Origin of the sequence: Streptomyces kaniharaensis, from assembly GCF_009569385.1 — a bacterium.
GTDB lineage: Bacteria > Actinomycetota > Actinomycetes > Streptomycetales > Streptomycetaceae > Kitasatospora > Kitasatospora kaniharaensis.
Window position 1 is genome coordinate 4,008,167 of record NZ_WBOF01000001.1, and the last position, 15,291, is coordinate 4,023,457.

12 protein-coding genes are annotated in these 15,291 nt (G+C 71.5%); 9 read left to right on the forward strand and 3 right to left on the reverse strand.

The window, feature by feature from the left end; all coding sequences use genetic code 11:
- The first annotated feature begins 2 nt into the window (after positions 1–2).
- The 5 genes from F7Q99_RS18060 (at position 3) to F7Q99_RS18080 (ending at position 5,891) form a co-directional block, all read left to right on the forward strand.
- Entirely contained in the window at positions 3–1,856 is a 1,854-nt protein-coding gene (locus tag F7Q99_RS18060) for an acetolactate synthase large subunit (RefSeq protein ID WP_153462767.1), read from the forward strand.
- A gap of 29 nt (positions 1,857–1,885) precedes the next feature.
- Positions 1,886–2,410 (forward strand): acetolactate synthase small subunit, encoded by a 525-nt coding sequence (gene ilvN, locus F7Q99_RS18065; RefSeq protein ID WP_097236150.1) that lies wholly within the window; start codon positions 1,886–1,888, stop codon positions 2,408–2,410.
- A 151-nt stretch (positions 2,411–2,561) separates the two neighbouring features.
- Entirely contained in the window at positions 2,562–3,560 is a 999-nt protein-coding gene (gene ilvC / locus F7Q99_RS18070) for a ketol-acid reductoisomerase (protein WP_326846813.1), read from the forward strand.
- Between the two features lie 254 nt (positions 3,561–3,814).
- On the forward strand, positions 3,815–5,398 hold the full coding sequence (serA, locus tag F7Q99_RS18075; RefSeq protein WP_326847224.1) for a phosphoglycerate dehydrogenase: 1,584 nt from the start codon (positions 3,815–3,817) through the stop codon (positions 5,396–5,398).
- A gap of 331 nt (positions 5,399–5,729) precedes the next feature.
- Positions 5,730–5,891, forward strand: coding sequence for a hypothetical protein (locus F7Q99_RS18080; protein ID WP_153462770.1), 162 nt, complete (start codon positions 5,730–5,732; stop codon positions 5,889–5,891).
- Between the two features lie 211 nt (positions 5,892–6,102).
- Here F7Q99_RS18080 and F7Q99_RS18085 read toward each other — a convergent pair whose 3' ends face one another.
- Entirely contained in the window at positions 6,103–8,589 is a 2,487-nt protein-coding gene (locus F7Q99_RS18085; protein ID WP_153462772.1) for a YfhO family protein, read from the reverse strand.
- A gap of 156 nt (positions 8,590–8,745) precedes the next feature.
- Between F7Q99_RS18085 and F7Q99_RS18090 the strand changes: the two genes are divergently transcribed.
- From F7Q99_RS18090 to cimA, 4 genes are all read left to right on the forward strand, one after another.
- The gene (locus tag F7Q99_RS18090) at positions 8,746–9,309 is read left to right on the forward strand and encodes a Uma2 family endonuclease (protein WP_153462774.1); all 564 of its coding nucleotides are present in this window, start codon (positions 8,746–8,748) and stop codon (positions 9,307–9,309) included.
- Positions 9,310–9,368: 59 nt separating this feature from the next.
- Positions 9,369–10,433: a 3-isopropylmalate dehydrogenase gene (locus F7Q99_RS18095; protein WP_153462776.1), complete on the forward strand. Its 1,065-nt coding sequence runs from the start codon at positions 9,369–9,371 to the stop codon at positions 10,431–10,433.
- A gap of 251 nt (positions 10,434–10,684) precedes the next feature.
- On the forward strand, positions 10,685–11,797 hold the full coding sequence (locus F7Q99_RS18100; protein WP_153462778.1) for a branched-chain amino acid aminotransferase: 1,113 nt from the start codon (positions 10,685–10,687) through the stop codon (positions 11,795–11,797).
- A 440-nt stretch (positions 11,798–12,237) separates the two neighbouring features.
- Positions 12,238–13,842, forward strand: coding sequence for a citramalate synthase (gene cimA / locus F7Q99_RS18105; RefSeq protein WP_153462780.1), 1,605 nt, complete (start codon positions 12,238–12,240; stop codon positions 13,840–13,842).
- Between the two features lie 67 nt (positions 13,843–13,909).
- Here cimA and F7Q99_RS18110 read toward each other — a convergent pair whose 3' ends face one another.
- Positions 13,910–14,494 (reverse strand): GTP-binding protein, encoded by a 585-nt coding sequence (locus tag F7Q99_RS18110; RefSeq protein ID WP_326846814.1) that lies wholly within the window; start codon positions 14,492–14,494, stop codon positions 13,910–13,912.
- Complete coding sequence (locus tag F7Q99_RS43180) at positions 14,475–15,140, reverse strand: DUF742 domain-containing protein (protein WP_326846815.1); 666 nt, start codon at positions 15,138–15,140, stop codon at positions 14,475–14,477. Before F7Q99_RS43180 ends, F7Q99_RS18110 begins: the two co-directional genes overlap by 20 nt.
- Between the last annotated feature and the right edge of the window lie 151 nt (positions 15,141–15,291).

The window sequence follows — 15,291 nt, forward strand, 5'->3', positions numbered from 1 at the left end:
AGATGACTGAGCACGCCGCATCCCCCCGCCGCGGGGACACCCCGGCCGCCCACGCTCCCGCTACCCAGCACGTCGTCGAGACCATGACCGGCGCCCAGTCGCTCATCCGCTCGCTGGAGGCCGTAGGCGCGGACACCGTCTTCGGCATCCCGGGCGGGGCCATCCTTCCCGCGTACGACCCGCTGATGGACTCGGTCAAGGTGCGCCACATCCTGGTCCGCCACGAGCAGGGCGCCGGCCACGCCGCCACCGGGTACGCCCAGGCCACCGGCAAGGTCGGGGTCTGCATGGCCACCTCTGGCCCCGGCGCCACCAACCTGGTGACCCCGATCGCCGACGCCTACATGGACTCCGTGCCGATCGTCGCCATCACCGGCCAGGTCACCTCCAAGGCGATCGGCACCGACGCCTTCCAGGAGGCGGACATCTGCGGCATCACGATGCCGATCACCAAGCACAACTACCTGGTCACCGACCCCGCGGAGATCCCCCGGGTGATCGCCGAGGCGTTCCACATCGCCGCCACCGGCCGCCCCGGCCCGGTCCTGGTCGACATCGCCAAGGACGCCCTGCAGGCGACCACCACCTTCCGCTGGCCGGTCGAGACCTCGCTGCCCGGCTACCGCCCGGTCACCAAGCCGCACGCCAAGCAGATCCGCGAGGCCGCGAAGATGCTGGTCGGCGCGAAGCGCCCGGTGCTGTACGTCGGCGGCGGCGTGATCAAGGCGCACGCCACCGCCGAACTGCGGATCCTGGCCGAGCTGACCGGCGCCCCGGTCGTCACCACCCTGATGGCGCTCGGCGCCTTCCCCGACAGCCACCCGCAGCACCTCGGCATGCCCGGCATGCACGGCTCCGTCCCGGCGGTCACCGCGCTGCAGAAGGCGGACCTGCTGTTCACCCTCGGCGCCCGCTTCGACGACCGGGTCACCGGCAAGCTGGACGGCTTCGCCCCGTACGCCAAGGTCGTCCACGCCGACATCGACCCGGCCGAGATCGGCAAGAACCGCCCGGCCGACGTGCCGATCGTCGGCGACGCCCGCGAGGTGCTGGCCGACCTGATCGTCGCCGTCCAGGCCGAGTTCGACGCCGGCCACAAGGGCGACTACGCCGAGTGGTGGGAGAAGCTCGACGAGTGGAAGCGGACCTATCCGCTGGGCTACGAGTCGGCTCCGGCCGGAGAGCTGTCGCCGCAGCAGGTCATCGAGCGGATCGGCCGGCTGGTCGGCTCGGACGCGATCTACGCCGCGGGCGTCGGCCAGCACCAGATGTGGAGCTCGCAGTTCATCCGGTTCGAGAAGCCGGGCACCTGGCTCAACTCCGGCGGCGCCGGCACGATGGGCTACGCCGTCCCGGCCGCGATGGGCGCCAAGGCCGGCCGCCCGGAGGCCTCGGTCTGGGCGATCGACGGCGACGGCTGCTTCCAGATGACCAACCAGGAGCTGGTCACCTGCGCCCTGAACGGCATCCCGATCAAGGTCGCGGTCATCAACAACGGCTCGCTGGGCATGGTCCGCCAGTGGCAGACGCTGTTCTACAACCAGCGCTACTCCAACACCGTGCTGCACTCCGGCCCCGACCACGACGGCATCGAGCCGCCGGCCCAGGGCACCCGGATCCCCGACTTCGTCCTGCTGTCCGAGGCGATGGGCTGCGTCGGCCTGCGCTGCGAGCGGCCCGAGGACCTGGACGCGGTGATCAAGCAGGCGATGGAGATCAACGACCGCCCGGTCGTCATCGACTTCATCGTCCACCAGGACGCCATGGTCTGGCCGATGGTCGCGGCCGGCACCAGCAACGACGAGATCCAGTTCGCCCGGGGCGTCCGCCCCGACTTCGGCGACGATCTCGACTAGGCCCCCATCCAGAGCGACTGAGGAACTTCATGTCCAAGCACACCCTCTCCGTCCTGGTCGAGAACAAGCCCGGCGTGCTCGCCCGCATCGCCGCGCTGTTCTCCCGTCGGGGCTTCAACATCGACTCCCTCGCCGTCGGCCCGACCGAGCACCCGGACGTGTCCCGGATGACGATCGTGGTCAACGTCGAGGACCTCCCGCTGGAACAGGTCACCAAGCAGCTCAACAAGCTCGTGAACGTGATAAAGATCGTCGAACTCGACCAGGCCGCTGCGATCCAGCGGGAACTGGTCCTGGTGAAGGTCCGCGCCGACAACGAGACCCGGTCGCAGATCGTCGAGATCGTCCAGCTGTTCCGTGCCAAGACCGTCGACGTGTCGCCCGAGGCGGTGACCATCGAGGCGACCGGCAGCTCGGACAAGCTGGAGGCCATGCTCCGGATGCTGGAGCCGTACGGCATCAAGGAGCTCGTCCAGTCCGGCCTGGTCGCGATCGGGCGCGGCGCCCGGTCGATCACGGACCGTTCGCTGCGCGCCCTCGACCGCAGCGCCTGACCCCGGGACCCACTCCGTCGCGCGTCCACCGTTGCGGAGACGCGCGACACGCCCGGATCTCACCAACTGAAGCACTGCCCACACCCCCGCCGGGTGCGCCTACGGTAGGTACCGCGAACCCGGCAACCATCACGCAAGGAGATGTGCCCCCGTGGCCGAGCTGTTCTACGAAGACGACGCCGACCTGTCCATCATCCAGGGCCGCAAGGTCGCGGTCATCGGCTACGGCAGCCAGGGCCACGCCCACGCGCTGTCCCTGCGCGACTCCGGCGCCGACGTCCGGGTCGGCCTGAAGCCGGAGTCCAAGTCCCGCGCCAAGGCGGAGGAGGCCGGCCTGCGCGTCGTCACCCCGGCCGAGGCCGCGGCCGAGGCCGACGTCATCATGATCCTGGTGCCGGACCCGATCCAGGCCGACGTCTACGAGGCCGACATCGCCCCGCACCTGAAGGCCGGCGACGCCCTGTTCTTCGGCCACGGCCTGAACATCCGCTACGGCTTCATCAAGCCCCCGGCGGACGTCGACGTCTGCATGGTCGCCCCGAAGGGCCCGGGCCACCTGGTCCGCCGCCAGTACGAGGAGGGCCGCGGCGTCCCCGCGATCGTCGCGGTCGAGCAGGACGCCTCGGGCAACGCCTTCGCCCTCGCGCTGTCCTACGCCAAGGGCCTCGGCGCCACCAAGGCCGGCGTCATCAAGACCACCTTCACCGAGGAGACCGAGACCGACCTGTTCGGCGAGCAGGCCGTCCTCTGCGGTGGCACCGCCGCCCTGGTGAAGGCCGGGTTCGAGACCCTGGTCGAGGCCGGCTACCAGCCGGAGATCGCCTACTTCGAGTGCCTGCACGAGCTGAAGCTCATCGTCGACCTGATGTACGAGGGCGGCCTGGAGAAGATGCGCTGGTCGGTCTCCGAGACCGCCGAGTGGGGCGACTACGTCACCGGCCCGCGCATCATCACCGACGCCACCAAGGCCGAGATGAAGAAGGTCCTCGCCGAGATCCAGGACGGCACCTTCGCCAACACCTGGATCGCCGAGTACAAGGCCGGTCTGCCCAAGTACAACGAGTACAAGAAGGCCGACGAGGACCACCTGCTGGAGACCACCGGCAAGAAGCTGCGGTCGCTGATGAGCTGGGTCGACGAGAAGGCCTGAGCCGTCCCGGGGCTTCGCCCCCGCCCTTATTTCACAGGGCCGTTGTACAAGTAGGCTGCTCCCGTCCGGGTGATTTCGCCGGACGGGAGCACCTTCGTACCCTGCCCGTCGATACACTTCCGAGTGCGCGTCAGGCCCACAGCGTCGTGCGTCTACCTACGCGGCATGCCACCTTTCCCCGTGCCTTCCACGCCACCCACGTGCCGGGGGAACCGGACAGTTAAGGACACACTGTCGTGAGCACTGCTACCACTGTGAAAGCCGGCGTCGTACTGATCGCCGAAGAGCTGTCGCCGGCCACCGTCGACGCCCTCGGCCCCGACTTCGAAATCCGCCACTGCAACGGCGCGGACCGCACCGAGCTGCTGACCGCGATCGCCGACGTCGACGCGATCCTGATCCGTTCGGCCACCAAGGTCGACGCCGAGGCGCTGGCCGCCGCCCGCAAGCTCAGGGTCGTCGCCCGGGCCGGCGTCGGCCTCGACAACGTGGACGTCGCGGCCGCCACCAAGGCCGGCGTCATGGTCGTCAACGCGCCGACCTCCAACATCGTCACCGCCGCCGAACTCGCCTGCGGCCTGCTGATCTCCGTCGCCCGCAACATCGCGCCGGCCAACGCCGCGCTCAAGGACGGCGAGTGGAAGCGCAACAAGTACACCGGCGTCGAGCTGAGCGAGAAGGTCCTCGGCGTCGTCGGCCTCGGCCGGATCGGCGTCCTGGTCGCCCAGCGGATGTCCGCCTTCGGCATGAAGATCGTCGCGTACGACCCCTACATCCAGGCCGCCCGTGCCGCGCAGATGGGCGTCAAGCTGGTCTCGCTGGAAGAGCTGCTGGCGGTCTCGGACTTCATCACCGTCCACCTCCCCAAGACCCCGGAGACCATCGGCCTGATCGGCGACGAGGCGCTGCACAAGGTCAAGCCGACCGTGCGCATCGTCAACGCCGCCCGCGGCGGCATCGTGGACGAGGCCGCGCTCGCCAGCGCCCTGCGCGACGGCCGGGTGGCCGGCGCCGGCCTCGACGTGTACGCCAAGGAGCCGTGCACCGACTCCCCGCTGTTCGCCTTCGACAACGTGGTCGCCACCCCGCACCTGGGCGCCTCCACCGACGAGGCTCAGGAGAAGGCCGGCATCGCGGTCGCCAGGTCCGTGCGCCTCGCGCTGGCCGGCGAGCTGGTGCCGGACGCCGTCAACGTCCAGGGCGGCGTGATCGCCGAGGACGTCCGCCCGGGCCTGCCGCTCGCCGAGAAGCTCGGCCGGATCTTCACCGCGCTGGCCGGTGAGGTGGCCGTCCGGCTCGACGTCGAGGTCCGCGGCGAGATCACCCAGCACGACGTCAAGGTGCTCGAACTGTCCGCGCTGAAGGGCGTGTTCGAGGACGTGGTGGCGGAGACGGTGTCCTACGTCAACGCCCCGCTGTTCGCCCAGGAGCGCGGCGTCGAGGTGCGCCTGACCACCTCCAGCGAGAGCCCCGAGCACCGCAACGTGATCACCGTCCGCGGCACGCTCTCGAACGGCGAGGAGATCGCCATCTCCGGCACGCTCTCCGGCCCGAAGCAGACCCAGAAGATCGTCGGCGTGGACGCCTTCGACGTGGACGTCGCGCTCACCGACCACATGGCCTTCTTCAAGTACGAGGACCGCCCGGGCGTGGTCGGCGTCCTCGGCAAGCACCTCGGCGACGCCGGCATCAACATCGCCGGCATGCAGGTCGCCCGGGACGGCGGCGGCGCGCTCGCCTCCATCACCGTGGACAGCCAGATCCCGCAGGACGTGCTGTCGGCGATCGCCGCCGAGATCGGCGCCCGCTTCGCGCGCTCGGTCGACCTGGGCGCCTGAGCCCGGTCCTTCCCTCACAGGGCCCGGACCACCGTTCGAACGGTGGTCCGGGCCCTGCTGCGTGCCTCCCGTCTCAGATAGTAGGAAATCCAAGTATTCGTGCAGACACGGCCGGGCCGGGGCCGTACCGTGGAAGAGCCATACGGTGTGCCGCCCCTGTAGCCAGGGCGCGCGGCCCGTGTGTGCGTGCGCTCTCACGGGCAGGCGATCCCTGCTCTCCGCGCGCCGTCCAAGTCGCCCACCGCCACGCTTCCCGCGGTGTGCTGCGCGACACCCCTGGATTTCCCCTCACCACGTCGTGCTTCTGCGCGCCGCTTCCAAGGAGCCCGGTATGCCCACCACCGCCGACCGTCACGCCACCCCCGCCCCCGCCGCCACCCCCGTCCGCGCCCTGCGCCGCCGCCGGGCCGCCGAGCGGAACTCCTTCGCCGCCGCCGCGCTGCAGCGCTCGCTGGACCGCCGCGACAACGGTGGCGTGACCGGTCACCACTGACGGGCGCCGGCCGGGGGCGTTCCTCTGCCGGATCGGCCGTCAGGGCTGATGCGGGGTCACCCCGGAGAGTGCAAGTAGCGTTTGCCTGATGGGAGTTACTTCCCCAAGAAGGGGCGGTCCGCCGGCGCGGTGGGCCGCCCCTCGGTCGCGTTCTGCGGGGCGCTGACGGGTTGTCGGTTCCTCTGCTCGGGCGTCGCCTGGATGTGGTCCGTCAGCCGGCGGCCACTGCTCGGGCGGCCTCGCGGCGGGTGCGGCGTGGGCCGTGCGGTGGCCGGCGGCGGGCGAGCCGGGCGAGGAGGGCTACCAGACCGAGGGCAGCGGCGGTGGTGGAGGCGACGGTCAGGCCCTCGGTGAGGCCTGGTGGGCGGAAGGAACAGGCGATGCGGTCCGTGCCCGTGCCCAGCGGGATGCCGATCATCCCGAGGACCGGGGTCGGGGCCGTGGAGCGTCCGCCGGCCGCACACGTCCAGCCCTCGGTGGCGGGGACGGACAGCAACGCCGTGCCCGTCGAGCCCTGGGGAAGGGCGGCGGCCAGGGTGTGGCCGCCGGCCGTGACCCGGGTGGCGCCGGTCGCGGTGAGGCGGGCCACGGCGGCCTCCAGGGCTCCCGGCCGCAGGCAGCCGATCGGGCGGGCCGGGATCTGGCTCGCGGCGTCGGACCGCAGCGTCACCCGGACCAGCCCGTCGGCCGGGACCGTTCCCAGCCGGTGGATCGGCACGGCGGTGGTCGGCTGCTCGCCGTCGCTGACGTAGGTGGCGCCGAGGCCGCTCACCGTGCCCCGGTACCAGACCCCGTGGAAGAACGCCGTCCCGCCGGGTGTGCACGCCGCGGTGAAGGCCGTCGCCTCGCCGCCGCCCGGGAGCGACCAGCCACTGCTGCCGTGCAGGGTCGGCGCCGGGCCGCCCGCCGGGACGGGCTCCGGAACGTCGTACACCGTGCTGCCGAGCAGCGCCTCCTGCCGCGACCACACCGAGGAGGTGTCCGGCGTGCTGCCCGCCGGCAGCACGGTGACCAGGGGCGGGGCGGCGGCCCGGCCGGGGGTGAAGCCGTCCGGCGGCGGCCCGTCGGCGAGGTGGGCGCGGACGGCGAACAAGGCCTGCCCGACCGGGTCGGTGACGCTGTACGTCTGCCGCCCGCCGGCCGTCCAGCCCGCGCCGAGGTCGTGCAGGAGCAGGGCGGCGACGGTCGGCAGGTAGCCGCTGAAGTAGCCGCCGCCCTGGCCGTCGAGCAGCAGCGGGTCGTTCGTGGTGAACGCGTGCGGGCCGGGGTCGCTGCGGCCGGCGGGCCAGTCCGTCGCCGCCCGGACGGCCGCGTGCGCGGCCCTCGTGGCGGCTCTGGAGCCCGTCCCGTCCGGGGCGGGGGTCAGCGCCGCGTACCCGGACCAGACGGCGTTGCCGAGCACAGCGCCGCCCAGCACCCAGGTGGCGATCGCGCCGGCGCGCCCCTCGGCGTGCCACCGGTCCAGGGCCCAGAGCGCGGCCAGCAGCACTGCCCCGCCGACCGTCAGCAGCACCCAGGCGGACGCCCGGACGGAGTGCCGGCCCGCCGCGAGCCCGGCGATCACCGCGACCACGGCGGCCCCGCCGAGCAGGGTGACGAGGTCCGGCCGGTGCGCCAGCGACACCCAGCCGGCCAGTACCAGCAGCCCGCTCAGGGCGAACGCCGCCCGGTACGGCCCGCCGGCCGGGATCGCCAGGCCGTGCCAGACCAGCACCGTCGGCGTCCAGACGAAGCTCAGCACCACCAGCGCCAGCACGCCGCACCACACCGCCCGCTCGCGCACCCGCACCCGCCCGTTGAACGGCAGCCCGCACACCAGCAGCAGCCCCAGCAGGCCGATCGCGACGTCCGGCAGCGGATGGCCGCCGTGCGTGCCGGGCAGCAGCTGGGCCAGGTGCCCGTCGAGCCCGGGCGGGCCGAGCGGCTGCACCGGCGACTCCGGCTGGGCGGTCTGCGCGGCCCGCACCGCGACGAACAGGACGGGGGAGACGAGCAGCAGCCCGGCGGTGGTCATGGTGACGGCCCGCCCGGTCACCCGGACCCGCAGGCGGAACGGCCGCGGGGTGGCGAACAGGCGGACGGCGAGGAGCAGGCCGGCCGTGATGGTGGCCATCGCGGCGGTGTACAGGTTGCCGGCCCAGGCCAGGGTGACGCAGAGCGTGCCGGCCACCCAGCGGCGTTCGTGCAGGCACCAGTCGGCGGCCAGGCCGAGCAGCGGCAGCGAGACCAGGCCCCAGAGCCACATCGGCGCCGACCCGCCCACGCTCAGCACCCAGGCGCAGAGCCCGTACCCGACGGCGGCGAGGGCCCGCAGCCACGGCGGACCGGGGTGCAGCCGGCCGAGCAGGTGCGCCATGAGGGCGGTGCCGAGGCCGATGCTGGCGAGGGCGACGAGGAAGACCGCGAGGTGGCCCTGGTCGCGGGGGAGGAGCACGGTCGGCCAGGAGAACGGGTTCATCAGGTAGGCGAAGAAGTCGGCCAGGAACGGGACGCCGTACCCGCTGTTCCAGTTGAACAGCAGGTCCCCGGCGGCGCGCCCGTGCAGCAGGTCCCACAGGTGGGCGTGGAACGGCAGCGCCACCTCGTCCGCCCCGGCCGGCCACGCCCCCCGCAGCCCCGCCGCCAGCGCGTACCCGCCCATCGCCAGCCCGGCCGCACCCCCGCAGGCCGCCGCCTCCCGCCGCCACCCAGCCCTCACGCCGCGCCCCGTTCCACGAGGAATCCCGAACCTCGCCACAGTAAGCGCGCCCCCGGCGCATCCCCGGCCACTCGCGCTCCCTCGAATGAGTGGCGTCCGAGGAGGCGTTGCCGAGTAGCCTGAGAGGGCCGCCAGGATGCCCGTATGGGAGGAACCATGAGCATCGCGCCGTACCCCGACTGGATTCGGCCCCCTGCTGGTGGCTACACCGCAGAGGACCTGGACCGGCTGCCTGATCTCCCGCCGCACACCGAGCTGCTCGACGGGAGCCTGATCTTCGTGAGTCCGCAGACGAAGTTCCATGTGAGGGCGAAGCGCCTGCTGGAGCGAGGGTTGGAGACGGCGCTTCCGGTCGGCTGGGAGGTGTGGCCGGAGATGACGATCACGCTGGATCGCCGGAATCGCCCGGAGCCGGACATTCTCGTGGTCCACGAGGAATCGGATACCGGCTATCTCCAGACGACGTTCTCTGCTGAGCACGTGCTGCTCGCCGTTGAAGTCGTCTCGGAGGAATCGCGCGAACGTGACCGCGAGATCAAGCCGCGCAAGTACGCTGCCGCCGGCATTCGTCACTTCTGGCGTGTCGAATGCGACGAGGGCCGCCCTGTCGTCTACACGTTCGAGCTGGATCCTGCGTCCAGCAGGTACTTTCCAACCGGGATCTACCACAAGCAGTTGAAGGTCGACCAGCCGTTCCCGGTCGAGATCGACCTGACCTGACGCGTCCGGATGGTGGACGTGAGGTGTCAGCCTCTGGGACACCGGAGTAGGGTCCGAGTATGTCTCGCACGATTCGTCTCGCAGTTGTTCCCGGTGACGGCATCGGCCAGGAAGTGGTGGCCGAAGGGCTCAAGGTTCTGGGGGCCGTGCTTCCCGCCGACGTGAAGCTGGAGAGCACCGAGTACGACCTCGGGGCCCGGCGCTACCACCGGACCGGGGAGACGCTGCCGGACGGCGTGCTGGCGGAGCTCAAGGGGCACGACGCGATCCTGCTCGGCGCGATCGGGGACCCGAGCGTGCCGTCGGGCGTGCTGGAGCGGGGGCTGCTGCTCAAGCTGCGGTTCGCCTTCGACCACCACATCAACCTGCGGCCGGGCCGGCTGTTCCCCGGGGTGAAGTCCCCGCTCGCCGGTACCGAGTCCGACGGCGCGTCCACGACACGACGCGACATCGACTTCGTGGTCGTCCGCGAGGGCACCGAGGGCCCGTACGTCGGCAACGGCGGCACGCTGCGCACCGGGACCCCGCAGGAGGTGGCCACCGAGGTCAGCCTGAACACCGCGTACGGCATCGAGCGCGTGGTGCGGGACGCCTACCGCCGGGCCCAGGCGCGTCCGCGCAAGAAGCTGACCCTGGTCCACAAGAACAACGTGCTGGTGCACGCCGGTCACCTGTGGACGCGGATCTTCGCGGAGGTCGGCCGGGAGTTCCCGGAGGTCACCACCGACTACCTGCACGTCGACGCGGCGACGATCTTCTTCGTCACGCAGCCGGAGCGCTTCGACGTCATCGTCACGGACAACCTGTTCGGCGACATCCTGACGGACCTGGCCGCCGCCGTGACCGGTGGGATCGGCCTGGCCGCGAGCGGCAACATCAACCCGAGCGGCGAGTTCCCGTCGATGTTCGAGCCGGTGCACGGCTCGGCGCCGGACATCGCGGGCCAGGGCAAGGCCGACCCGACCGCCACGGTGCTGTCGGTCGCCATGCTGCTGGACCACCTGGGCTTCGCCGCCGAGGCCGCCAAGGTCGAGGCCGCCGTCGCCGCGGACCTCGCCGAGCGCTCCGGCACCCGCAGCACCTCCCAGGTCGGCGACGCGCTCGCCGCGCGAGTATCCGGCTAGCGGGCCGGATCCGAGAAGCGGGGGTCCGGCTAGCGGGCCGGATCCCCAAAAGCGGATTCCGGCCGACGGGCCGGACCGCATAACAGCAGCTTGCAGCTTCCCAAGAAGCAGGCAACTGTTCGGCACGGCCCTCTGGATGCGAGTATCGACAGTGGGCCGTGCCGTTGTGCGTTCGTTCGGGCGTTCGTTCGCCGTAACGTTCAGTCGGTGGTGGCGGCCCGGACCAACCCCACGGTGAAGGACACACAGCCATGAGCACGCCCACCCAGGCGCCCATCACGTTCGACCTCAAGCCCTCCGCTCACCCGCTCTCCGACGCGGAGCGCGAGGCCCGGCTGACCAACCCCGGCTTCGGACGCGTCTTCACCGACCACATGGTCACCATCCGCTGGACCGAGGGCCGCGGCTGGCACGACGCCCAGCTGACGCCGTACGCGCCGCTGGAGATCGACCCGGCGAACATGACCCTGCACTACGGCCAGGCGATCTTCGAGGGCCTGAAGGCCTACCGCCAGACCGACGGTTCCATCTCCACCTTCCGTCCGGAGGCCAACGCCGCCCGCTTCCAGGCCTCGGCCCGCCGGCTGGCGATGCCGGAGCTGCCGATCGAGACCTTCGTCGAGGCCGTCGAGCTGCTGGTCCAGCAGGAGCAGGCCTGGGTGCCGAACGAGCCGGAGCAGAGCCTCTACCTGCGGCCGTTCATGTTCGCCACCGAGGTCGGTCTGGGTGTCCGCCCGGCCAACTCCTACCTCTTCATGATCATCGCCTCGCCGGCCGGCGCCTACTTCCCCGGTGGCGTCAAGCCGGTCTCGGTCTGGCTCTCCGAGGACTACGTCCGGGCCGCGCCGGGCGGCACCGGCGCCGCCAAGTGCGCCGGCAACTACGCCGCCTCGCTGGTCGCCCAGGCCGAGGCCGCCGCCAAGGGCTGCGACCAGGTCGTCTGGCTCGACGCTGCCGAGCACCGGTGGATCGAGGAGATGGGCGGCATGAACCTGTACTTCGTGTTCGGCGAGGGCGAGGACGCGAAGATCGTCACCCCGGAGCTGTCCGGCGCCCTGCTGCCCGGCATCACCCGTGACTCGCTGCTGACCCTGGCTTCCGACCTCGGCTACGCCGTCGAGGAGCGGAAGATCTCCACCGAGGAGTGGAAGCAGGGCAACGCGGACGGCTCCCTGACCGAGGTCTTCGCCTGCGGCACCGCCGCCGTCATCACCCCGGTCGGCTCGGTCAAGTCCCGCGGCGGCGACTGGACGGTCGGCACCGGCGAGCCGGGCGCGATCACCATGGAGCTGCGCAAGGCGCTGCTGGCCATCCAGGGCGGCCAGGCCGCCGACACCCACGGCTGGCTGCACAAGATCGTCTGATCCCCACGCCACCTCGTCCGGGCGCCCTGCGGCAGCGGGGCGCCCGGACGTGCGTGATCCGGTGTGGCCGGCCGTCCGTTCGGACTCGTCCCGCATCGCGAGACGCGCAGGCCGGATCGTGGAGGGTGTGCCAGACTGCGAACGTGTCCTCGCTGTCGCTGATTATTAGCAGCAGGCGCGCCGGTCCGCAGTGACCGCTTCCGCAGGACCCGATGCGGAGCGACCACCAGCGTCCAGACCCGCGCGCAGACCTCTCGCACCCGCGAGGGGTCTTTTCGCTTTTTGGGCAACGCCCCATTGAGCACAGCCCTCGGACCGGCCGGGAGCCCCCACGAAGGGCCCAGGGACACCGGGGCCGCGCGCGGGATGCTGGACAGTGGAGCCGGAACGACAAAACCGGCAGAGCAGTACGAACCTCCCCGAACGGAGAACCCAGGGCCATGACCGAGGTCAGCCGTACCGACGACAGCTTCCACGTGTTCGACACCACCCTGCGCGACGGCGCGCAGCGGGAGGGCATCAACCTCACGGTGGCCGACAAGCTGGCCATCGCCCGGCACCTGGACGACTTCGGGGTGGGCTTCATCGAGGGCGGCTGGCCCGGGGCGAACCCGCGCGACACCGAGTTCTTCGCCCGCGCCGCCGCCGAACTCGACCTCCGGCACGCCCGGCTCGTCGCCTTCGGCGCCACCCGCAGGGCCGGCGGCCGGGCCGCCGAAGACCCGCAGCTGGCCGCCCTGGTCACCTCCGGCGCCCCGGTGGTCACCCTCGTCGCGAAGTCGCACGACCGGCACGTGGAGCTGGCGCTGCGCACCACGCTGGACGAGAACCTGGAGATGATCCGGGACAGCGTCGAGTTCCTGCGGGCGCAGGGGCGGCAGGTGTTCATCGACTGCGAGCACTTCTTCGACGGCTACAAGGCCAACCGGGAGTACGCGCTCGCCGTCGTCCGCGCCGCGCACGAGGCCGGGGCGGACGTGGTGGTGCTGTGCGACACCAACGGCGGGATGCTGCCGTCCGGTGTGCGCGAGATCGTCGCCGACGTCCTCGCCCGGACGGGCGCCCGGCTGGGCATCCACGCCCAGGACGACACCGGCTGCGCGGTGGCCAACACCCTGGCCGCGGTGGAGGCCGGCGCCACCCACGTGCAGTGCACCGCGAACGGCTACGGCGAGCGGGTCGGCAACGCCAACCTGTTCCCGGTGGTCGGCGCGCTGGAGATCAAGTACGACCGCCGGGTGCTGCCCGAGGGCCGGCTCGCCGAGATGACCCGCATCTCGCACGCCATCGCCGAACTGGTCAACCTCGCCCCGTCCACCCACCAGCCGTACGTCGGCTACTCCGCCTTCGCGCACAAGGCGGGCCTGCACGCCTCCGCGATCAAGGTGGACCCGGACCTCTACCAGCACATCGACCCCGAACTGGTCGGCAACACCATGCGGATGCTGGTCTCCGACATGGCCGGCCGGGCGTCCGTCGAGCTCAAGGGCAGGGAGCTCGGCTACGACCTCTCCACCGACCGCGACCTGGCCGGCCGGGTGGTCGCCAAGGTCAAGGAGCAGGAGAACCTCGGCTACACCTACGAGTCCGCCGACGCCTCCTTCGAGCTGCTGCTCCGCGACGAGGTGCGCGGCAGCCGGGACCGCTTCTACACCCTGGAGTCCTGGCGGACCATCAGCGAGCAGGGCCCGAACGGCTTCACCGGCAACGAGGCGACGGTCAAGGTGTGGGCCAAGGGCGAGCGCCGGATCGCCACCGGCGAGGGCAACGGCCCGGTGAACGCGCTGGACCAGGCGCTGCGCACCGCGCTGGAGCGGACCTACCCGCAGCTGGCCGAGCTGGAGCTGGTGGACTACAAGGTCCGCATCCTGGAGGGCCAGCACGGCACCGGCTCCAAGACCCGGGTGCTGATCGAGTCCACCGACGGCACGTCCACCTGGTCCACCGTCGGCGTGGCCGACAACGTGGTCGCCGCGTCCTGGCTGGCGCTGGAGGACGCGTACACCTACGGGCTGATCCGCGCCGGGCTGGAGCCGGCGGAGTAACCGGGCCTCAACATGCCCGTGGCCCATGGACCTCCGCGTGAAGGTCCATGGGCCACAGTCGTGTTCGTCACCGCAGTCGGGCGAGGAGGGCGTGCTCGACGAGGGTGATGAGGGCGCTCTTGGCGCTGTCGCGGCGCCGGGCGTCGAGGGTGATGACGGGGGTGTCGGGGCCGAGTTGGAGGGCTTCGCGGACCTCGTCGGCGGTGTGGGGCTGGTGTCCGTCGAAGCCGTTGAGGGCGACGACGAAGGGCAGTCCGCTGTTCTCGAAGTAGTCGAGGGCGGGGAAGCAGTCGGCGAGGCGTCGGGTGTCGACGAGGACGACGGCTCCGATGGCGCCGCGGACGAGGTCGTCCCACATGAACCAGAAGCGGTCCTGTCCGGGGGTGCCGAAGAGGTAGAGGATGAGGTCTTCGTCGAGGGTGATGCGGCCGAAGTCCATGGCGACGGTGGTGGTCGTCTTGCCGGAGACCTTGCTGATGTCGTCGATGCCGGCGGAGGCCGAGGTCATGACGGCTTCGGTGCGCAGGGGGTTGATCTCGGAGACGGCGCCGACGAGCGTGGTCTTGCCGACACCGAAGCCGCCCGCCACGACGATCTTCGCGGAGGTGGTTGCGCGGGTGGGGGCGGCCGCGTTAGAGCTTGCGAAGTCCACTGAGGACCCTTTCGAGCAGCGTGACGTCGGGCTGGTTTCCGGACTCGCCGGAAGCGGGCTGGTGGATGGCGACCAGGCCGGCCTCGGCCAGGTCGGCCACGAGGATGCGGGCGACTCCCAGCGGAAGGGAGAGGAGCGCCGACACCTCTGCGACGGATTTGACCTCCGTGCACAGCGTGCAGATCCGCTGGTGCTCGGGGAGCAGGGTCGCCAGGCGCTGCGGGTCGACGTCGGCGGAGACGAGTGCCTCCAGCGCGAGTTCGTACCGCGGGCGGGTGCGACCGCCGGTCATCGCGAACGGCCGGATCAGCGGGCCGGAGTCCTGCTCGTCCTCGAACTCCTCGACGTGCCCGGGATCCTGGGCCGGCTGGTAGCCGGGCGCGGTGCCGGGGTCGGCCTGCGGTACCGGGTAGCCGGGCGGGGGCGCGTCGAACGAGGGCTGCGGCTGGCCGTACTGGCCGTACTGCTGCGTCGGCTGGCCGTACGGGGGCTGGGCCTGGCCGTACGGCTGGCCGTACTCCTGGCCGAGCGGCTGCGGCCGGCCGTACTGCTGACCGTGGCCGACGCCGGGTTCTCCGAAGGCGTCATGGCCTGTGCCAGGGTACGGAACGCCGTACTGGCCGCTGCGGTCATCGGGCGGTGTCACGGTTCCTCTCCTCACAGGGTGCGGCGGTGCGGTGCGAGCTCCGGCGCGAGTCCGGAGCCGGTGGTGCGAAGGCCGTACAACGTCCGAACCCGAGCCCGCCGAAGCGGGCCCGGGACGGACGCGGAGGTACTTCGAATACCAGGACGGTATC